Annotated in this window: 14 protein-coding genes and 1 riboswitch; of the genes, 8 read left to right on the top strand and 6 right to left on the bottom strand. The window is 74.0% G+C overall.

The window, feature by feature from the left end; genetic code table 11:
* Positions 1 to 546: 546 nt before the first annotated feature.
* Entirely contained in the window at positions 547 to 3279 is a 2733-nt protein-coding gene (locus ACIG3E_RS26835) for a discoidin domain-containing protein (protein ID WP_399621339.1), read from the bottom strand.
* 218 nt (positions 3280 to 3497) lie between these two features.
* On the opposite strand from ACIG3E_RS26835, the gene ACIG3E_RS26830 reads away from it, so the two are divergent.
* Complete coding sequence (locus ACIG3E_RS26830) at positions 3498 to 4520, top strand: proline racemase family protein (RefSeq protein WP_399621336.1); 1023 nt, start codon at positions 3498 to 3500, stop codon at positions 4518 to 4520.
* 156 nt (positions 4521 to 4676) lie between these two features.
* Positions 4677 to 5033: a MerR family transcriptional regulator gene (locus tag ACIG3E_RS26825; protein ID WP_399621333.1), complete on the top strand. Its 357-nt coding sequence runs from the start codon at positions 4677 to 4679 to the stop codon at positions 5031 to 5033.
* Positions 5034 to 5098: 65 nt separating this feature from the next.
* Here the strand turns inward: ACIG3E_RS26825 and ACIG3E_RS26820 are convergent, their stop codons facing one another.
* Complete coding sequence (locus ACIG3E_RS26820; RefSeq protein WP_399621331.1) at positions 5099 to 5743, bottom strand: dihydrofolate reductase family protein; 645 nt, start codon at positions 5741 to 5743, stop codon at positions 5099 to 5101.
* Between the two features lie 198 nt (positions 5744 to 5941).
* The gene (prcB, locus tag ACIG3E_RS26815) at positions 5942 to 6787 is read right to left on the bottom strand and encodes a proteasome subunit beta (protein WP_399621329.1); all 846 of its coding nucleotides are present in this window, start codon (positions 6785 to 6787) and stop codon (positions 5942 to 5944) included.
* A gap of 269 nt (positions 6788 to 7056) precedes the next feature.
* Here prcB and ACIG3E_RS26810 point away from each other — a divergent pair, with 269 nt between their 5' ends.
* Complete coding sequence (locus tag ACIG3E_RS26810) at positions 7057 to 8550, top strand: FG-GAP repeat protein (protein WP_399621326.1); 1494 nt, start codon at positions 7057 to 7059, stop codon at positions 8548 to 8550.
* Between the two features lie 315 nt (positions 8551 to 8865).
* On the top strand, positions 8866 to 9543 hold the full coding sequence (locus tag ACIG3E_RS26805) for an AIM24 family protein (protein WP_399621323.1): 678 nt from the start codon (positions 8866 to 8868) through the stop codon (positions 9541 to 9543).
* Positions 9544 to 9592: 49 nt separating this feature from the next.
* On the opposite strand, the gene ACIG3E_RS26800 is transcribed toward ACIG3E_RS26805, so the two are convergent.
* Positions 9593 to 10843, bottom strand: coding sequence for an MFS transporter (locus ACIG3E_RS26800; protein ID WP_399621321.1), 1251 nt, complete (start codon positions 10841 to 10843; stop codon positions 9593 to 9595).
* Positions 10844 to 10998: 155 nt separating this feature from the next.
* Positions 10999 to 11916: an alpha/beta hydrolase gene (locus ACIG3E_RS26795; RefSeq protein WP_399621318.1), complete on the bottom strand. Its 918-nt coding sequence runs from the start codon at positions 11914 to 11916 to the stop codon at positions 10999 to 11001.
* A gap of 281 nt (positions 11917 to 12197) precedes the next feature.
* Between ACIG3E_RS26795 and ACIG3E_RS26790 the strand changes: the two genes are divergently transcribed.
* On the top strand, positions 12198 to 12626 hold the full coding sequence (locus ACIG3E_RS26790; RefSeq protein WP_399621316.1) for a nuclear transport factor 2 family protein: 429 nt from the start codon (positions 12198 to 12200) through the stop codon (positions 12624 to 12626).
* Between the two features lie 65 nt (positions 12627 to 12691).
* Here the strand turns inward: ACIG3E_RS26790 and ACIG3E_RS26785 are convergent, their stop codons facing one another.
* Positions 12692 to 13165, bottom strand: a complete 474-nt coding sequence (locus ACIG3E_RS26785; RefSeq protein ID WP_399621313.1) for a hypothetical protein — start codon at positions 13163 to 13165, stop codon at positions 12692 to 12694.
* A gap of 206 nt (positions 13166 to 13371) precedes the next feature.
* On the opposite strand from ACIG3E_RS26785, the gene ACIG3E_RS26780 reads away from it, so the two are divergent.
* The 3 genes from ACIG3E_RS26780 (at position 13372) to ACIG3E_RS26770 (ending at position 17005) form a co-directional block, all read left to right on the top strand.
* Positions 13372 to 15228 (top strand): trypsin-like serine peptidase, encoded by a 1857-nt coding sequence (locus ACIG3E_RS26780; protein ID WP_399621311.1) that lies wholly within the window; start codon positions 13372 to 13374, stop codon positions 15226 to 15228.
* A 117-nt stretch (positions 15229 to 15345) separates the two neighbouring features.
* Positions 15346 to 15942, top strand: a complete 597-nt coding sequence (locus ACIG3E_RS26775) for a TetR/AcrR family transcriptional regulator (RefSeq protein ID WP_399621454.1) — start codon at positions 15346 to 15348, stop codon at positions 15940 to 15942.
* Between the two features lie 76 nt (positions 15943 to 16018).
* Positions 16019 to 16105: riboswitch (ZMP/ZTP riboswitch) on the top strand.
* A gap of 21 nt (positions 16106 to 16126) precedes the next feature.
* Positions 16127 to 17005, top strand: a complete 879-nt coding sequence (locus ACIG3E_RS26770; RefSeq protein ID WP_242715052.1) for a bifunctional 5,10-methylenetetrahydrofolate dehydrogenase/5,10-methenyltetrahydrofolate cyclohydrolase — start codon at positions 16127 to 16129, stop codon at positions 17003 to 17005.
* Positions 17006 to 17042 lie beyond the last annotated feature (37 nt).

The raw sequence follows: 17042 nt of genomic DNA, 5'->3' as shown, positions 1-17042 counted from the left end.
GGCGCCTCAGCGGCATCCGGGCCTGCGCCCCGACCCGTCTGAGGAGCCGAGGACGGGCCTGCCCCCGAGTCCGCCTGCGGGCCTGCCTGCGTGCCTGAGGCCGGGCCCGCCTCCGGGCCCGCCTGCGGATCTGACGCCGGGCCCGCCTCCGGACCTGACGCCGGGCCAGGTGCCGCCGACTCCGCGGCCGACGGCGCCGGTGCCGCGGCGAGGGCGGCCGCCGTGACCGCCGCCGCGGGCGGCGCGACCAGGGCCGCCGCACCGGCCGCGAGCGCCACCGCGCCGCGCGGCCAACGGCGGGCGGCCGCGCGCCGTCTGAGGTTGTGTCGCATCGGGAGACCCCTTCACATCGGGCACGGAATGGCGGCACCGTTCCGGTCCGACCGAAACGCAAGATCTGTTTATCCGACTTTTCGCGCTTTGAGATGATCAAGGGAGGCGAACGAGTGAGAAGGGGACGCCGAACAGCCCAGCGAGGAGGCCCGTGACGCGACGCGACCCCGGGCCGTGGGCCCGGGGTCGCGTCGTGACGGGAGGCGGCAGCGGCTAACGCACAGTCAGCTCCGCGATGCCCGGGCGCTCCTTGGCCCCGGGCTCGCCGTGCACCGTCACCCGGACGTAGCGGGCGAGCCGCGGCGAGTCGCCGGTCCGGTACCAGTGCCGCCCGTCGAGGGAGACCTCCACGTCGTACGACACGGGCGTCGCGCCGGTCCACGTCGGGGTGGCGCCGCCGACCCGGACGGGCTCGCCGAGGTCCGCCGTGAGGGCGCCGGTGGCCCCGTCCGGGACCCAGGCCGTGGCCGTGTCGCCGTCCACCGCGGCCCCCGCGTACCTGCCGGGCTCCTCCGACGAGGCCTTCGCGGCGGCGCACCGGGCCGCGTTGCCGGTCGGCGCGAGGTCGGGGCGGCGCGTCGTGAGGACGGCCGGGGCGCCCGCGCTGAGGACCCGCTCGCCCTGCGGCGTGTCGAGCGTCATCGCCTTCCCTCCGGTGAGCCGCACCGTCGTGCGGTGGGCCCCGAGCTCGATGTCGAACGTACGGCCCTGCCAGGTCAGGCCGCGCAGCGTGACCCCCGCGCCGAACTGCGGAGGCAGCGTCGGGTCGAGGCGAATCCCGTCCTCGCGCATCCGCATGCCGGTCAGGCCCTGGGTGAAGGTCTGCAGGAAGCCGCCCTTGCCGGTGAGGAAGTCCTGGGCGGGCGAGCCCGACAGCGGGTCCTCGGCACCGGCCTTGTCCCCGCGCGCCTCGGAGAACTGCGCGAACGGGCCGCGCACGAAGGGCTTGATGGAGCGCTCCATGTACGTGTACGTGGCGCAGCCCGGCGCGCCGATCCCGGCGGCGTCGACGGCGTGCACCGAGTCCGTCATGGCGGGTCCTTCGGGGTCGGTGCGCCGCGCGTAGTAGTCGAGCGTGGCGGCCGCCGCGCCCTTAGGCATCCGCCACTCCAGCGGATACATCAACAGGACCGTGTCGGCCTGCTTGATCTTGCTGCCCCGGTAGCCGTCGTACTGCTCGAAGACCTTGCGCCGGGCGTCGTACGGGATGCGGATCCTGTCGGCGATCCGCGTCCAGGCGGCGGGGGCCCGCTCGCCGAGGAGCGCGGCCGCGCGCGTGGCGTGGCGCAGGGCGGTTGCGGCGCCCGCGTTGGTGAACACCGCGTCGTCGACGCCGTTGCTGTACTCGTCGGGGCCCGCGGTGTCCTTGATCGAGTAGCTGCGGTCGGCGTTGCGGCTCACGCGGCCCGCCCAGAACTCGGCGATGCCCTTCAGGACCGGCCAGCCGCGCTCGCGCAGCCAGGTGGTGTCCTTGGTGGCCAGGTAGTACTGCCAGGTCGCCAGGGAGACGTCGGACTGGAGGTGGATCTGCGTGCGGCAGTGCGGCGGGTCGACGCTGTGGCACTCCTTGGCCAGGTCGCCCGAACTGCCGCTGCTCCAAGGGTAGAAGAGCCCCTTGTAGCCGAAGGCGCGGGCGTTGTCGCGGGCGGCCGCGCGGGTGCGGTAGCGGTAGTCGACCACGGACCTCGCAAGCTCGGGCCGGGTGGCGAGCAGCCCCGGGTACATCCAGGTCTCGGCGTCCCAGAAGACGAGGCCCGCGTAGTCGTCGCTGGTCAGGCCCGCCGGGGCGATGCTGTTCGCGGCGCCTTCGCGGGTGCTGGAGAGCAGCCCGTACTGGGCGGAGCGCACCCACGTCTGCCAGTCGCGGCGGCCCGGCACCTCGATGTCGCTGCGCCACAGCCGGGCCCAGGCGGCGGTGTGGGCGCGCAGCAGGGCGTCCCAGCCCCGGTCGGCGGCGCGGCGGGCCGCGGCGGTGGCGGCCGTGCGCGGGGCGCGCGAGGTCAGGGCGGTGTCGACGCCCACGTACTTGGTGAGTTCGTAGGTCCGGCCGTCGCGCACCGGCAGGGTGAGGCCCTGCCGCGCGGTCAGCCCGCGGGCGCCGGACGCCCTGTGCTCCCGGGCGCCGTGCACGCCGTGCCCGGCGCGCAGGGTGGAGGCGACGGCGCCGTCGACCCGGGTGCCGTCCGTGCGGAAGGTGACGTCCATGGCCGGTCCGGGGCGGCCGTGCCGGGCGCCGCCGGTCCGGTCGCCGCCGCCGGTCTGCCGCACCCGGCGCGCGCCCCGGCCGTCGACCAGGTCGGTGACCGTCGCCTCGCCGCTCCAGTGCGGTCGCATCCGCAGGCGTACGGCGCCGACGTGCGGGTCGGCGCGGTCGGCGACCACCTCGTAGACGAGGTCGGTCCTGCGGCCGTCGGCGGCGGTCCAGGTGAGGGTGGTCCGCACGAGGCCGCAGTGCATCAGGAGGCGCTGGCGGTAGGCGGAGACGCGGCCGGGCGGCGTCGAAGAGTTGAAGGTCTCGCCGCGCTCCCCGCCGGTGGTGACGGTCAGCGGGGTCCAGGTGGGCAGGGCGGCGACGGCCTGGCGGTCGGCGGCGGTGCGCGGGTTGTGCGCGTACAGGCCGGAGACGAAGGAGCCGTCGTAGCGCGGGGTGTACAGCGGCCAGCCGGTCTTGGCCTCAGACGCGGTGTACCCGGAGCCGTGGGGGGCGACGCGCTGTCCCAGGTAGCCGTTGCCGACGAAGGCGTGGTGGGAGTCCTTGGGGTCGATGCGGGTGCTGTCGAGGGACCAGCCCCCGCCCGTACGGCAGTTGGCGGGCGTGGTGGCGGAGGCCTCCCGCCGCTCCTGCTGGGCGCCTGCGGTGGGCGGGGCGGCGGCGAGGAGCACTCCGGCGAGTGCCGCCGCGGACAGACGGGCGGCGCGGGGCCGCGTGACCAGGGAGTACGTCATTGTTCTCCGTCTTGGTGATCTGTGAGGGTCCACGGACCATAAATTTTGTGAACGAGGCACGTCAATATCCGCGCATCATCAGTCAAGTTCTTAAGGCAAGAGGTGGAGATTGAGCCATCCGGCCCGCCTGCCGCACCCGTTCAGCTCCGGGCGCGTGGCGGGTAGCCTGCCCCGGGCCCGGATCTCCCGACGCCCCAGCCGACGCCCGGAGTTCACCTGTGACCGACGTGCGCACCATCGACTACCACGCCGCCGGCGAGCCCTTCCGCATCGTGCGCGAGGGGCTTTTGCCGATCCCCGGCGACACCGTCGCCGAACGCTTCGCGACCGCCGTCGGCGCGGGCGGCGCCCCCACCGCGCCGCGGCGCGGCCCGCTCGACGCCATCCGCCGACTGCTGGTCCGCGAGCCGCGCGGCCACTCCGGCATGTACGGCGGCTTCGTGGTCCCCGCCGACGACGAGGGCGCCCACTTCGGCGTCCTGTTCTGGCACAAGGACGGGTACTCCACGGCCTGCGGGCACGGCACGATGGCGCTCGGCGCCTGGGCCGTCGACGAGGGGATCGTGGCCGCGCCCGCCGACGGCTCCGCGCAGGTCCGCGTCGACGTGCCGTCCGGGCGCGTCACCGCCACCGTGCACCGGGAGGGCGGCCGCACGACGGGGGTCACCTTCCGCAACGTGCCCGCCCGGGTCACCGCGCGCGGCGTGCGCGTCGCCACCGGGGCGGGCCCCGTCGACGTCGATCTCGCGCACGCCGGGGCCTGTTACGCCTCCGTGCCCGCCGCCGCGCTCGGGCTCACCGTGGACCGCGCGGCGCTGCCCCGTCTCGTCGCGGCGGGGCAGGAGATCCGCTCCGCCCTCGCCGGGCACCCCGGCAGCCTCGACCCCCTGCGCCCCGACCTGTCCGGCGTGTACGGCGTCATCCTCCACGAAGAGCTGCCCCGCCGCCCCGAGGGACCCGCCCAGCGCAACGTCACGGTCTTCGCCGACGGGCAGTTCGACCGCTCCCCGTGCGGCTCGGGCACCTCGGCCCGGCTCGCCCTGCTCGCCGAGGACGGCCTGCTCGCCCCGGACGAGGTGCTGCGCCACGAGTCGATCGCGGGCACCGTCTTCACCGGCCGCGCGGTGTCCCGTACGGACCGGGGCACGGTCACCGAGACCACAGGGCGGGCCTTCCGCACGGGCGAGCACCGCTTCGTGCTCGACCCGCACGACGAACTGCCGGAAGGGTTCCTGCCGTAGCCCCCCGTCAGCGACCGCCCCGGCCTGCCCGGCCCCGGTCACCGCGGCGCAGTCGCCGTCCACGCCAGCGGTGACCGCGCCCCCGTAGGATGGAAGGTGTCATCGATGTCAGGTTCGTGCGGCCGCACGAACCGGTGGCGGCGAGCGAGGTGGACGATGCGGATCGGCGAACTGTCCCGGCGCACCGGGGTGAGCGAACGCTCCCTGCGCTACTACGAGAAGCAGGGGCTGCTCGCGGCCGAGCGCACGCCCGGCGGCCACCGCGAGTACGCGGAGAGCGCGGTCGACCGGGTCATCCGCATCCAGGAGCTGTTCGCCGCGGGCCTGTGCAGCTCGAAGATCGTGCACCTGCTGCCGTGCATCCGGGACAAGGACGGCGGGCCCTCCGAGACGGCCACGCCGTTCCTGGTGAGCCAGCTCAGCGCGGAGCGGGACCGCATCAACCGCATGATCGGCGACTTGGTGCGGTCCCGCGACGTCCTGGACGAGGTGATCGAGGCGGCGTCCGGCTGAGCCGCCGCCCGGTGTTCCCGGCGCCCTCGGCGGGCGCCGGGGTCACCGCCCCGAGGGACCGCGTGTCACCTGCGCCAGAACAGGTGGTGCGTCACGCCGCTCGGGCTGGGCACGACGTCGAGGTGGTACCGGTCGAGGAGTTCGTCGGGCGACTTCCAGAGCCGCACCCCGGACCCGAGGTCCCGCTGCGAGACCGCCACGTGCAGGGTGTCGACGAGGTCCGCGTCGAGGAACTCCCTGATGGTGGTGGCCCCGCCGCCGAGCCGCACGTCCTTGCCGCCCGCCGCCTCCTTCGCCCGCTCCAGGACGACGGCCGGGTCGTCGTCCACGAAGTGGAACGTGGTGTCGGAGAGGGTGAAGGAAGGGCGCGGGTGGTGCGTCATGACGAACACCGGCGTGCGGAAGGGGGGTTCGTCGCCCCACCAGCCGCGCCAGTCGAGGTTCTCCCAGGGCCCGCGCTGGGGCCCGAACTTGTTGCGCCCCATGATCTCGGCGCCGATGTTGCGCGTGAAGTCCCGCGTCAAGTAGTCGTCCAGGCCGCGGCTCCCGCCCGGCTCGGTGCGCATCGGCCAGCTCGCCGTGGCACCGGCCCAGGTGAACATCTCCCCGGGGTCGGCGTCACCGAACGGCCGCTCCAGGGTCTGGTTCTCCCCCGCACCGAATCCGTCCCGCGAGACGGTGAAGTTCTGCACTCTCAACAGCTGACCCATGGGTCCCTCCAATGTTGTCGACACGGGAGAGACTCCCCGGCCCGGCAGAACTCATCGGCCGCGGCCGAACAGATTTTCCCTGGTGTACTAACGCGGCTCCCAGCCGCCCCTCAGGAGTGCGAAGGCGGCGTCCGGCGCGGCCCTCGGTGACCGGCCGCAGGGGCGGCCCTCGGTGACCGGCCTCAGGGGCGGCACCGCTCAGAGCACGGGCGCGCGCGGCCCGTTCGGCTCCGCCAGGCGGCGGTCGACCACGGCCCTGGCGACCTCGGCGACCTCGTCCTGCGCCAGCTGCCGGTAGCCGTCCTCGGTGACCAGGCACACGCGCGGAAAGAGCTGGCGGGTGAGGTCGGGGCCGCCCGTGGCCGAGTCGTCGTCCGCCGCGTCGTACAGCGCCTGCACGGCGGCCAGGACGATGTCGGACTCGGCCATCCCGGGGCGGTAGAGCTTCTTCAGCGCGCCGCGGGCGTAGACCGAGCCCGAGCCGGTGGCGGCGATGTCCCGCTCCTCGCTGCGCCCGCCCGTGACGTCGTACGAGAAGACGCGGCCCACGCCCCTGTCCAGGTCAAACCCGGCGAACAGCGGGACGACGGCGAGGCCCTGCATCGCCAGGGCGAGATTGCCGCGGACCAGGGTGGTGAGGCGGTTCGCCTTGCCGAGCAGGGACAGGGCGGTGCCCTCGATCTTCTCGTGGTGCTCCAGTTCGAGCTGGAAGAGCTTGACCAGTTCGACGGCGAGGCCCGCGGTGCCCGCGATGGCTATCGCCGAGTGCCCGTCGGCGGGGAAGACCTTGTCGTATTCGCGGTGCGCGATGACGTTGCCCTGCGTGACCCGGCGGTCGCCCGCGACCAGGACGCCGTCCGCGTACGCGGCCGCGACGATGGTGGTGCCGTGCGGCGCCTCGAAGCCGTCGTGCGGCGCGGGCAGGGCACGGCGGCCGGGCAGCAGGTCGGGGGCGTGCGCCGCGAGGAAGTCCACGAAGGACGACGTCTCGGGGGCCAGGAAGGCGGGCGGCAGGCCACCCGTGCCGTGCGGACCGGTGTTCATGCGCGTCCCTCCCGTGCTCGCCGACCGATCCGTGCTCGCCGACGGATCTTCTGGCGCACCCTACCCGCGCCCCCAATCGGGTAACCCCGGCGGCGAGTTGGTCCGCTCCCGGACCGGACCGCGACGCGCGGGCGAAACGCGTGCCCCGTACAACCCTCGGACCCCATCCTTGGTCGAAGAGGGCACCGGAGGAACGGAACGGGCTTGTCCGGACCACCCCCGTGCCGCCCGGGCAGCCCTTCCCCACCTTTCCTCAACGGGAGCCTTTCTTGCGCAAGAACCGTTCGGCCGCGCTCACCGCGGCCTCCTTCCTGCTGCTCACCGGGGCGGGTGTGGCCGCCGCCCCCGCCGCGCTCGCGGGCACGCCGGGCAGCACCCACGCCAACGACCGCAACAGCGACTACAACGGCGACGGCTACGAGGACCTGCTGGTCGGCGCGCCCGGCACGACCGTGGACGGCCACAAGGGCGCCGGGCTCGTCACCGTGCAGTACGGCTCGCCGCGGGGCATCGGCACCGCGCGCGTGGCCCGGCTCAGCGAGGCCTCCACCGGCGGCGACGGCACCCCCGAGGCGGGCGACGGCTTCGGCACCACCGTCGCGAGCGGCGACCTGAACTCCGACGGCTACGACGACGCCGTGATCGCCGCGCCCGGCGAGGACGTCGACGGACAGCGCGACGCGGGCCGCGTGACGATCTTCTGGGGCACCCGGCAGGGCCTCAAGCCCGGCCTCAGCGACTGGATCGAGGCCGAGGAGCCGCGCGCGGGCGAGCGGTTCGGCACCGGCGTCGCCGCGGCCCGCTTCAGCGGCGCGACCGAGGGCGACGTCCTCGCGATCACCGACCGCGACGAGCTGGACACCTATACCTACGGCGACCAGCCGCACATACCCACCGACCGGCCGTTCCTGCGGACGTCGTCCCAGCGCCTGGCCGGGACCGGCGGAGCGCGGGCCGCCGCGCGCCGCGTCGTGCTGCCCACCTCGCTGACCACCGGGGACTACGACGACAACGGCTTCGCCGACCTCGTGGTCTCCGGCGTGACGACGGGCGGCGAACCCGGGCACGGCTGGTCGACGTACTACTCCGGCCACGCCGAGGGCCTCACCAAGGAGCGCGCGCTGCGCGGCGGGCCCGTCGCCGCGACCGGGGACATCGACGGCGACGGCTTCGACGACCTGGTGACCGGCGAGCCCGACTCCCCCGACGACGGCGGCCAGACGCTGACCGGCGGCCTGGTCGGCGTCCGCTACGGCAGCCCGAACGGCCCCTCGGCGGCGGTGGAGTGGTGGAGCCAGGGCACCGCGGGCGTCCCCGGCGTCGTGGAGAAGGGCGACCGCTGGGGCGCCGACCTGTCCGTGGACGACACCAACCACGACGGCTACGCGGACGTGGCGATCGGCGCGCCCGGCGAGGACGTCGGGCGGGTCGCGGACGCGGGCGCGGTGTGGGTGCTCCGTGGCGCGCGCGGCGGCCTGACCACGCGCGGCGTCGCCTCCTGGACGCAGAACAGCGAGGGCGTTCCCGGCGTGGCCGAGAAGGGCGACAAGTGGGGCGCGCAGGTGCGGCTCGCGGACCCGAACCGCGACCGCCGCTTCGATCTGATCGCCTCGGCGCCGGGCGAGAACGCCGGTGACGGGGTCGCGTGGTTCCTCCCGGCCGCGCGGGGCGGCGTCACCGCCTCCGGGTCCTGGACGTTCGGCGTGAAGACGCTCGGCGTGCCGGTCGACGGGTCCGCGTTCGGCACGGCGATCGACGAGTAGCGCCCCCCTGCCCCGTGCTGGTACGGCCGGTGCGACTACACCTCCGCGCGCCTGAACACGGCGGGGAGGTTCACCCAGTCCTGTGGGCACGCCGAGGCCCGGATGAGGGTGCCCCGGGGCCAGGGGATGCGGCCCGCGTTCTGGACGCCCGGCACCGGCGTCGGCGCGGCTGACCCCCGCGCCGGGGCCGACCGAAGTCGCCCCCCGTACGAGACGAAGGTCGCGCGCCGGGCCCGCGGCGCGCGACCTTCGTCCACAAGGGCCCAAACCCCCAGTGACTTGGCGAAACACCCGTACCCGGGCAGGATGCCCAGCATGAAGAGCGACCTTTTCTCCGAGCGGCACCTGGCGCAGCCCGCGACGGCCCCCGGCATGAGCGTGCAGAACTCCAAGTCCCTCAAGTACGCGGTGAACGGCGAGATGCTGGCCCGGCAGGGGGCGATGATCGCCTACCGCGGAAACCTGCAGTTCGAGCGCAAGGGCCAGGGCGTGGGCGGCATGCTCAAGCGCGCCGTCACCGGGGAGGGGCTGCCGCTGATGACGGTGCGCGGCCAGGGCGAGGCGTGGTTCGCGCACGAGGCGCACACCTGCTTCCTCGTCGACCTCGAACCGGGCGACCTGCTCACCATCAACGGCCGCAACGTCCTGTGCTTCGACACGAGCCTGTCGTACGAGATCAAGACCGTGAAGGGCTCGGGCATCTCCGGCGGCGGCCTGTTCAACACCGTGTTCTCCGGCCACGGCAGGCTCGGCCTCATGTGCGACGGCGAGCCGCTGGTCATCCCGGTCTCGCCGAAGGACCCGGTGTACGTGGACACCGACGCCGTGGTCGGCTGGACCGCCCACCTGGAGACGTCGCTGCACCGCTCGCAGTCCATCGGCTCGATGCTGCGCGGCGGCTCCGGCGAAGCCGTACAGCTGAAGCTCCAGGGCGACGGCTACGTCATCGTCCGCCCCAGCGAAGCCACCCCCGCCAAGCCGCAACAGCACTGAGCCGGGCGGCCGGTCACCACCGGGGAGCGACCGGCCGCCCTCCGTCCGGTCAGCGGCAGAGCGCGGGCTCGCCCCGGTCCGGCGCGCTCGCCGTCGCGGTCCCGCGCTCCGCGTGGGCGAGCCGCGCGCGCAGCATCGGCAGGCCGCACAGGGTGAGCAGCAGCGCGAGGGCGCCCGCGACGACCGCCACCGAGACGCCCGCGGTGGCGCCGAGGTGGTCGTGGACGACGCCGGTGACGGCCGCGCCGATCGCGACGCCGCTCTGGAGGCCCGCGATCATCCAGGTCATGGCCTCCGTGAGCTTGTGCTCCGGGGTGGTGCGCTCCACGATGCCCATGACCACGACCATCGTGGGCGCGAAGAAGACACCGGCGAGGAACACCACCACGACCATCCCGCCGACGCCGTCGACGAAGAGGAACGGCAGGGTCGTCAGGGCCGTCCCGGTCACACCGATCAGGAGCAGGCGCGGCAGCGGCACGCCGATGCGACGGGCGCCGAAGAGCAGCCCGGAGACGCCGGAGCCGATCGCGTACACGGCGAAGACGAGCCCGGCGAGCGACTTGTCGCCCGCGTCCTCGGCGAACACGAGGCCCATCGTGTCGACCATGCCCGGGATCGCGCCCCCGCACAGCAGGACGAGGGCGAGGACGAGCACCGGCGGCGAGGAGAGGGCCGAGGCGCCGCCACCGTCGGCGGTGCGCGGCTTGACCGGCGGCTCGGTGCCCTTCTGCGGGACGAACAGCGCGACCCCGACGACCAGGAGCAGCCCCGCCGCCAGGGGTGCGGCCTGCGGGAACAGCGCCGTGGAGAGCACCACGGCGAGCGCCGGGCCGATGACGTACGTCAGCTCGTCGACGACGGACTCCATGGAGTACGCGGTGGTCAGCCGGGGCGTGCCCCGGTAGAGCTCGGTCCAGCGGGCCCTGACCATCGCGCTCATGCTGGGCATCAGGCCGGAGAGCAGCGCGCAGAGGAACAGCGTCCAGCTGGGCGCGCCGGAGGTGGCGCACAGCAGCAGGCCCGCGAGGCCGAGCACGCTGACGCCGGCGGCGACGGGCAGCACCCGGCTCTGGCCGCGCCGGTCCACCGCCCTGGACACCTGCGGCCCGAGGACGGCCATGGAGAGGGTGAAGGCGCCCGCGACCAGGCCGGACAGGGCGTACTCACCGGTCGTTTCGGACAGCATCGTGAGGATGCCCATATGGGTCAGGGGCAGCGGGAGGCGGGCGACGAGCCCGGCGGAGCTGAACGCCTTCGTGCCCGGGGCGGTGAAGATCTCGCGGTATGCGTGGGGCATTGCGTGTCCTGTCGTGGAATCGGCCCTCGGCCCGTGGGCGCACGCGCGGCACCCGGCGCGCGCACCCCCACGAGCAACAATCGGGACTATCGTTCCACTTTCTATCACGCCCCTCGCCGGTCGTCAGCGGCGGCGCGCGGGCCGCCGCTGCCGCCTCAGCCGGCCAGGCCGCGGCGCAGGGCCGCGCCGAGTTCGGCGTGCTGCCGCCGGGACACGTCGGCACTCAGGAGCGCCTGCGAGCCGTGGAACGTACCGGCCCACTGGTGCAGTTCGACCGACACGCCCGCCTGGAGCAGGCGCAGCGCGTACGCGATGCCCTCGTCGCGGTTCGGGCAGAACTCGGCGGTGGCGATGTAGGCGGGCGGCAGCCCGGACAGGTCGTCGGCGCGCGAGGGGGCGGCGTACGGCGTGGCCGGCGCGGCGTACGGCGTGGCCGGCGCGCCGCCCAAGTAGTGCCGCCAGGCCGCGGTGAGCTTGTCGCGGGTCATCCAGGGCGTGTCCGTGAACTGCCGCGCCGACCAGGTGTCCTGGCGGTCGTCGAGCCCCGGCTGGTTGAGCAGCTGGAAGCGGACGGGCGGGCCCTGCCGGTCGCGCGCCCGCAGCGCCACGGCCGCGGCGAGCCCGGCCCCGGCGCTGTGGCCGCCGACCGCGATCCGCTCCGGGTCGACGCCCCACTCGGCCGCGTGCTCGACCGCCCAGGTCAGCACCGTGTACGTGTCGTCGAGGGCGGCGGGGTACGGGTGCTCGGGGGCCAAGCGGTAGCCCACCGAGATCACGACCTCGCCGGAGCTCTCCGCGATGCGGGAGGCCCACGGGTGCTCGGTGTCCACGTCGCCCATGACCCAGCCGCCGCCGTGCATCCAGACGACGGCGCCCCGCGCGCCCCGCGGGCGGTAGACGCGTACGGGCACCGCCGGATCGCCGGGCACCGTGCGGTCCTCGATCTCCATGTCCGAGGTGTCCGGCGCCGGTACGGAGGCGGCCAGCTCGGCGAGGTTCTTGCGGGCGGTGACGGGGTCGGACAGGTCGGCCCGGGGGAGCAGCGGGATGAATGCTTCGAGTTCGGAGTCCATGACGGTCATCCTCACGGCCGCGACCACCGGGAAGCAGCCGCCAACCGTCGGGCAACTCCCGCGCTGCACGCGCCGATCGGCGCCCACCCCCGGCCCGGGGTCGCGCCTGCCGGACCGTCGCGGCGGGCCCAGCACGGGGCCCGGCGCACGACCGGCCGGACTTGACACCCACGGATTTCATTATTCAAGTTTGACTAGTGCGCCTTCACGGTATACCTTTCTCTGCGTGGTCAAGTTTGACTACGAGGATGCGCCAGAGCCTCATCAGCAAGGGAGCCCGTATGACTCATCTGCCCGACACCGGATACACCCCGACCGCCGAGGACCGCGCGAGCCTGGACGCCTGGTTCGCCGCGTACGACGCGGCGAGCGGCAAGCGTGACGTGGAGCGCATGGCCGACATGGCGGTGTTTCCGCTCAACCTGGTGAGCGACGACTCCCAGGGGGACGGCCGGTCGGCGCAGTGGGACCGGCAGCAGTTCGTCGCCACCATGACGCAGGTGATGGGCGACGGCAGCCAGGACATCACCTTCGAGTCCACCCGGACCCCGGTGTTCCTCTCCGCGTCGATGGCCGTGGTCTTCACCGACTCGACGATGACGGCGGACGGCCACACCCAGCAGCTCCGGTACGCCGACATCCTGCTCAAGAAGGACGGGACCTGGGCGTTCCAGACCATGATCCAGGGCGGTTGGGGAGACAACTTGTAAGGCGGGAGACGGCCGGGGCCGTCCCTGTCCTGCCGCGCGGGCACCTCGTCGTGCCGCGCGGGCGCCTAGGAGCGGCGCCTGCGCAGCACGACGAGGGCGGCGCCGACGGCCACCACGGCGACCGCTCCCCCGGCGACGGGGAGGATCGGCACACCCTTGCCCCCGTCGTCGCCTTCGGCTTTAGCCGCACACTGCGGGTCGTCAATTGGCCCGCCCTTTTCGACGGTTACTTCGCCCGCTCGCGTACTCTCCCCCGGATGCACCGGCTCGGCGAAACGCACGGCATACGTACCGGGCTCGGCGTCACAGCGAACCTGAGCACGCCCCGCGAACGACACCTTGCCCGCGGACTTCAACTCCACCGGCTTCCGGAATACTTCGGAACGCAAGGTCGCGCCCTCGTCGAGTTCCGGATTCACCAAGGACAACGTGACGCGCTCACCGGGCCGCGCGGCGCCCGGCGTGACCGTCACCTCACCACTGCCACTCGCGTCCGCGAAGGCGCTCGGCACGGCCACCGACGCGGCCCCGAGCAGCAAAGCCCCCACAAAAGCGGCGCGTACACGTGACATAAGATGCAGTCCTTGGGTTCGGATAGCCAGGGTCGATTCTGGTGACGGGTCCGTTTTCAGCGATCTTACCGGGGGATTTGCGAGCAGTGCACGGACTACCGCCGCTCGCCCTTCGGCATGCCCTCACGGGTGAACACCGAGTTCTTCCACCAGCACGCAACTGAAGGGGAGCCGTGCGCATTTCCCGTTGGTCCCGGTCCGTCGCCGTGGGGACGGGCGGCGTCGTTCTCGCCGCCCTGGCGACCACCGCGTCGGCGCAGGAATCCATAGCCGGGCCGGGCACGCCCCGGCCCGGATCGGACGGGGCGCCCGGCGGCGTCAGCGCGTCCGCCCCGCCGAAGAGCGGCCCCGGCTGGACGGTCGAGGACGCCGAGGACTTCTGGACCTCGGGACGCATGGCGGCGGCGACCCCGCCGCCGCCCGCCAAGGACGCCGCGCCAAAAGACGCGCGCCCGGGCAGCGCCACGAAGGCCACCGCGAGCACCATGTCCGCCCCGCGCGTGCGCGCCGCGGCCGCCGCCCCCGCCGCCACGGCCTACAAGGGCGCCAAGACCATCGGCGTGCTGTACTACGTCGACAGCGGCATGAAGGCGCACAGCTGCACGGCCAGCGTCGTGCACAGCCCCAAGGGCAATCTGATCCTCACCGCCGGGCACTGCGGCCCCGGCAAGAAGCACGCCTTCGTGCCCCAGTACCGCACGGGCAAGCCCGCGGCCCAACAGCCCTACGGCATCTGGGCCGTCGACCGGTTCTTCAAGGACCCCCGGCACACCGACACGGGCCCCGGCTCCAACCTCGACTTCGGCTTCGCCACGCTCAAGCCCGACAGGAACGGCCGCCACATCGAGCAGCGCACCGGCGCCAACACCCTGACGCGCACCCCCGGTTACCGCGTACCGGTCACCGTCATCGGCTATCCGAAGGCGAAGTACGCCCCCAAGGACCGGGCGATCAAGTGCCGCACGACGACGGACCGGCTGCCCGGCTACAAGCAGCTGCGGATGAAATGCGCCGGTTTCCACGGCGGCACCTCCGGCAGCCCCTGGCTGATGAACTTCGACGAGCGGACCCAGCGCGGCCAGGTCGTCGGGAACCTCGGCGGCGCGGGCGGCGGCGGGTCGAGCAGCTCCGTCTCGTACGCGCCCTTCTACGACGACGAGGTGTTCAAGCTCTACGACGACGCCGTCGCGGACGTCGCCACGGTCCGGCGCCCGCCGCTGCCCTACGCGCTCGGCACCGGCGAGACCTGGCAGCAGGCCAAGCAGCTCGCCGCGGGCGACTACACCGGTGACGGCAAGGCCGACCTGCTCGCCGTGTGGGCCAGCGGCGAGGTCACCCTGCACACCGGCGACGGCAAGGGCGGCTTCAGCGCCCAGCGGCGCCTCAAGGCGCCCAACGGCACCTGGAAGCACGCCGCCGCGATCACCGGCGGCGACTTCGCCGGCGGCACCCGCTCCGACCTGGTCGTGCGCTGGTCCGACGGCGAGGTCACGCTGTACCCCGACGTGTCCGCCGCGGGCTTCGGCCGGGAGGTCCGGCTCGCCAAGGCCGGGTCCACCTGGAAGCACGCCACCCGGATCACCGCGGGCCGCTTCAGCGGCAACGCCCGCGCCGACGACCTGGTCGTCCGCTGGAGCGACGGCGAACTCACCCTCTACCGCGAGGCGGGCCGGGGCTTCACGAAGGAGACCAGGCTCAAGAAGCCCAACGCCACCTGGAAGCGCGCCGCCCTCCTCGTCGGCGGCGACTTCACCGGCGGCGACCGCTGGGACGTCGTCGTGCGCTGGTCGGACGGCAAGCTCACCCTGCACCAGGACGTGGGCACGGGCGGCCTGGGCAGGAAGACGCAGCTCGGCGGGGCCAGCGCGCTGTGGAAGCACGCCACGGTGGCGACCGCGGGCGGCTACACCGCGAACGGCCGCCCCGACGACCTCGTCGTCCGCTGGAGCGACGGCGAGGTCAGCCTCTACGCCGACACCACGACCAGGCTGGGCACCGAGCGCAACCTCGTACCGCCGAAGACGGCCTGACACCCGCGCCGCCACCGCGACCGGCGGCGCCCCCGCGCGCGGACCGGGTAACGTCGGCGGGAACGGCGCACGTACGCGGCAGCACAGGTCCGCGCGCACGACCGCGGGAGAGCCACCCTGAACGAGCCGACCACCGGGCCGACCACACCGCCCGTCACCGACGGCCGCCGCGCCAAGGGCGAGCGGCGGCGCCGGGCCCTCATCGAGGCCACCGTGCGCGTCATCGCGCGCGACGGCGCCGCGGGCGTCACCCACCGCACGGTGGCCCGCGAGGCACAGCTGCCCACGACCGCCACGACGTACTACTTCAGCAGCATCGACGCCCTCCTCACCGCGGCGCTCACCCAGTGCATGGAGGAGGACTCCGCGCGCATCGAGGCCCTCGTGGAGGCGCCCGGCGGCGCCACGCTCCGGGCGCTCGCGGAGCTCATGGCGCAGCTCCTCAGCCCGCCCGGGCACCTGCTCGCGGAGTTCGAGCTGTGCCTGCTCGCGGCGCGCCGCCCGGAGCAGCGGGCGGCGACGCGGCGCTGGCACGAGGCGCTCGCCGCGTTCGCCCGCCGCTTCACGCACGAGCCGCTGCGCGTCAAGCTCTTCACCCACGCCTACGACGGGCTGCTGCTCCAGGGCCTGCTCGCGGACAAGCCCCCCACGCCCGACGAGTTCGAGGAACTGCTGCGGGAGCTCCTGCCGGAGCCCGGCCCGGGCGCGCCGTAGCCGACGGGGCCGGGCCGCGCGTCCGCCCCTGCCGGTGACCGCGCCGTCAAGGTCCGACACGCCCTCGACTACAGTGGGGGCGGGCCGTGACTGGCGCTGAGGTGGAGCACCACCGGGGAGCGGCCTGACGCAGATGTCGATGCCGTGCGCCTGGGCGACTGGTCAACCACGCCTGGAGGCGGCCATGTCCCCGACCACTTCGACGGTCCCTGCCCAGCTCATGGACGGCACCGCCCTCGCCCGCCGCGTGGGCGAGGAGACCGCGGCCCGCGCCGCCGAGCTGACCCGGCGCACGGGCGCGGCGCCCTGTCTCGCGACCGTGCTCGTGGGCGAGGACCCCGCGTCGGTCACGTACGTACGGATGAAGCGGAACCGCTGCGCGAAGGCGGGCATCGTCTCGCGGCACGTGGCGCTGCCCGCCGCGACCACCACCGAGGAGCTCGTCGCCACCCTCGGTGCCCTCTCCGAGGACCCGACCGTGCACGGCATCCTGCTCCAGCACCCCGTCGGGGACCACATCGACGAGCGCGCCGCCTTCGAGGCGATCGCGCCGCACAAGGACGTCGACGGCGTCACGCTGAGCTCGTTCGCCGCGATGAGCTTCGGGCGGCCCGGCTTCGTGTCCTGCACCCCGGGCGGGATCATGCGCCTCCTCGACGCGTACGACGTCGACCTCGCCGGGAAGCGGGCCGTCGTCGTGGGCCGCAGCGCGATCCTCGGCAAGCCGGTGGGCATGCTCCTCCTCGCCCGGGACGCGACCGTCACCTACTGCCACTCGCGCACCGCGGAGCTGTCCGCGCACCTGCGCGAGGCGGACGTCGTCGTGGCGGCCGTGGGCAGGCCCGAGCTGATCCGCGGCGAGGACATCAAGCCGGGCGCGGTCGTCATCGACGCCGGGTACAACGCGGGCAACGTGGGCGACGTCGACTTCGACGGCGCCCTGAGCCGGGCCCGCCTCATCACGCCGGTCCCGGGCGGCGTGGGTCCCATGACGATCGCGGTGCTGCTGGAGCAGACGGTGACCGCCGCGGAGCGGCAGCTGGGGGCGCGCGCCGCACGGTGACGAGCCGCGTCCCGCTCCGGCCCGTACCACCAGCTGC

It is taken from the genome of Streptomyces sp. NPDC053474 (assembly GCF_044544845.1).
Lineage (GTDB): Bacteria > Actinomycetota > Actinomycetes > Streptomycetales > Streptomycetaceae > Streptomyces.
Note: the sequence above shows the minus strand (reverse complement) of the source record. Positions and strands in the feature narration are given on the sequence as shown.

Bases quoted from the DNA above. Each gene is read 5' to 3' on its own strand.
- ACIG3E_RS26835 (WP_399621339.1), bottom strand. From the start codon at position 3,279: ATGACGTACTCCCTGGTCACGCGGCCCCGCGCCGCCCGTCTGTCCGCG.
- ACIG3E_RS26825 (WP_399621333.1), top strand. From the start codon at position 4,677: ATGCGGATCGGCGAACTGTCCCGGCGCACCGGGGTGAGCGAACGCTCC.
- ACIG3E_RS26820 (WP_399621331.1), bottom strand. From the start codon at position 5,743: ATGGGTCAGCTGTTGAGAGTGCAGAACTTCACCGTCTCGCGGGACGGA.
- prcB (WP_399621329.1), bottom strand. From the start codon at position 6,787: ATGAACACCGGTCCGCACGGCACGGGTGGCCTGCCGCCCGCCTTCCTG.
- ACIG3E_RS26805 (WP_399621323.1), top strand. From the start codon at position 8,866: ATGAAGAGCGACCTTTTCTCCGAGCGGCACCTGGCGCAGCCCGCGACG.
- ACIG3E_RS26800 (WP_399621321.1), bottom strand. From the start codon at position 10,843: ATGCCCCACGCATACCGCGAGATCTTCACCGCCCCGGGCACGAAGGCG.
- ACIG3E_RS26795 (WP_399621318.1), bottom strand. From the start codon at position 11,916: ATGGACTCCGAACTCGAAGCATTCATCCCGCTGCTCCCCCGGGCCGAC.
- ACIG3E_RS26790 (WP_399621316.1), top strand. From the start codon at position 12,198: ATGACTCATCTGCCCGACACCGGATACACCCCGACCGCCGAGGACCGC.
- ACIG3E_RS26770 (WP_242715052.1), top strand. From the start codon at position 16,127: ATGTCCCCGACCACTTCGACGGTCCCTGCCCAGCTCATGGACGGCACC.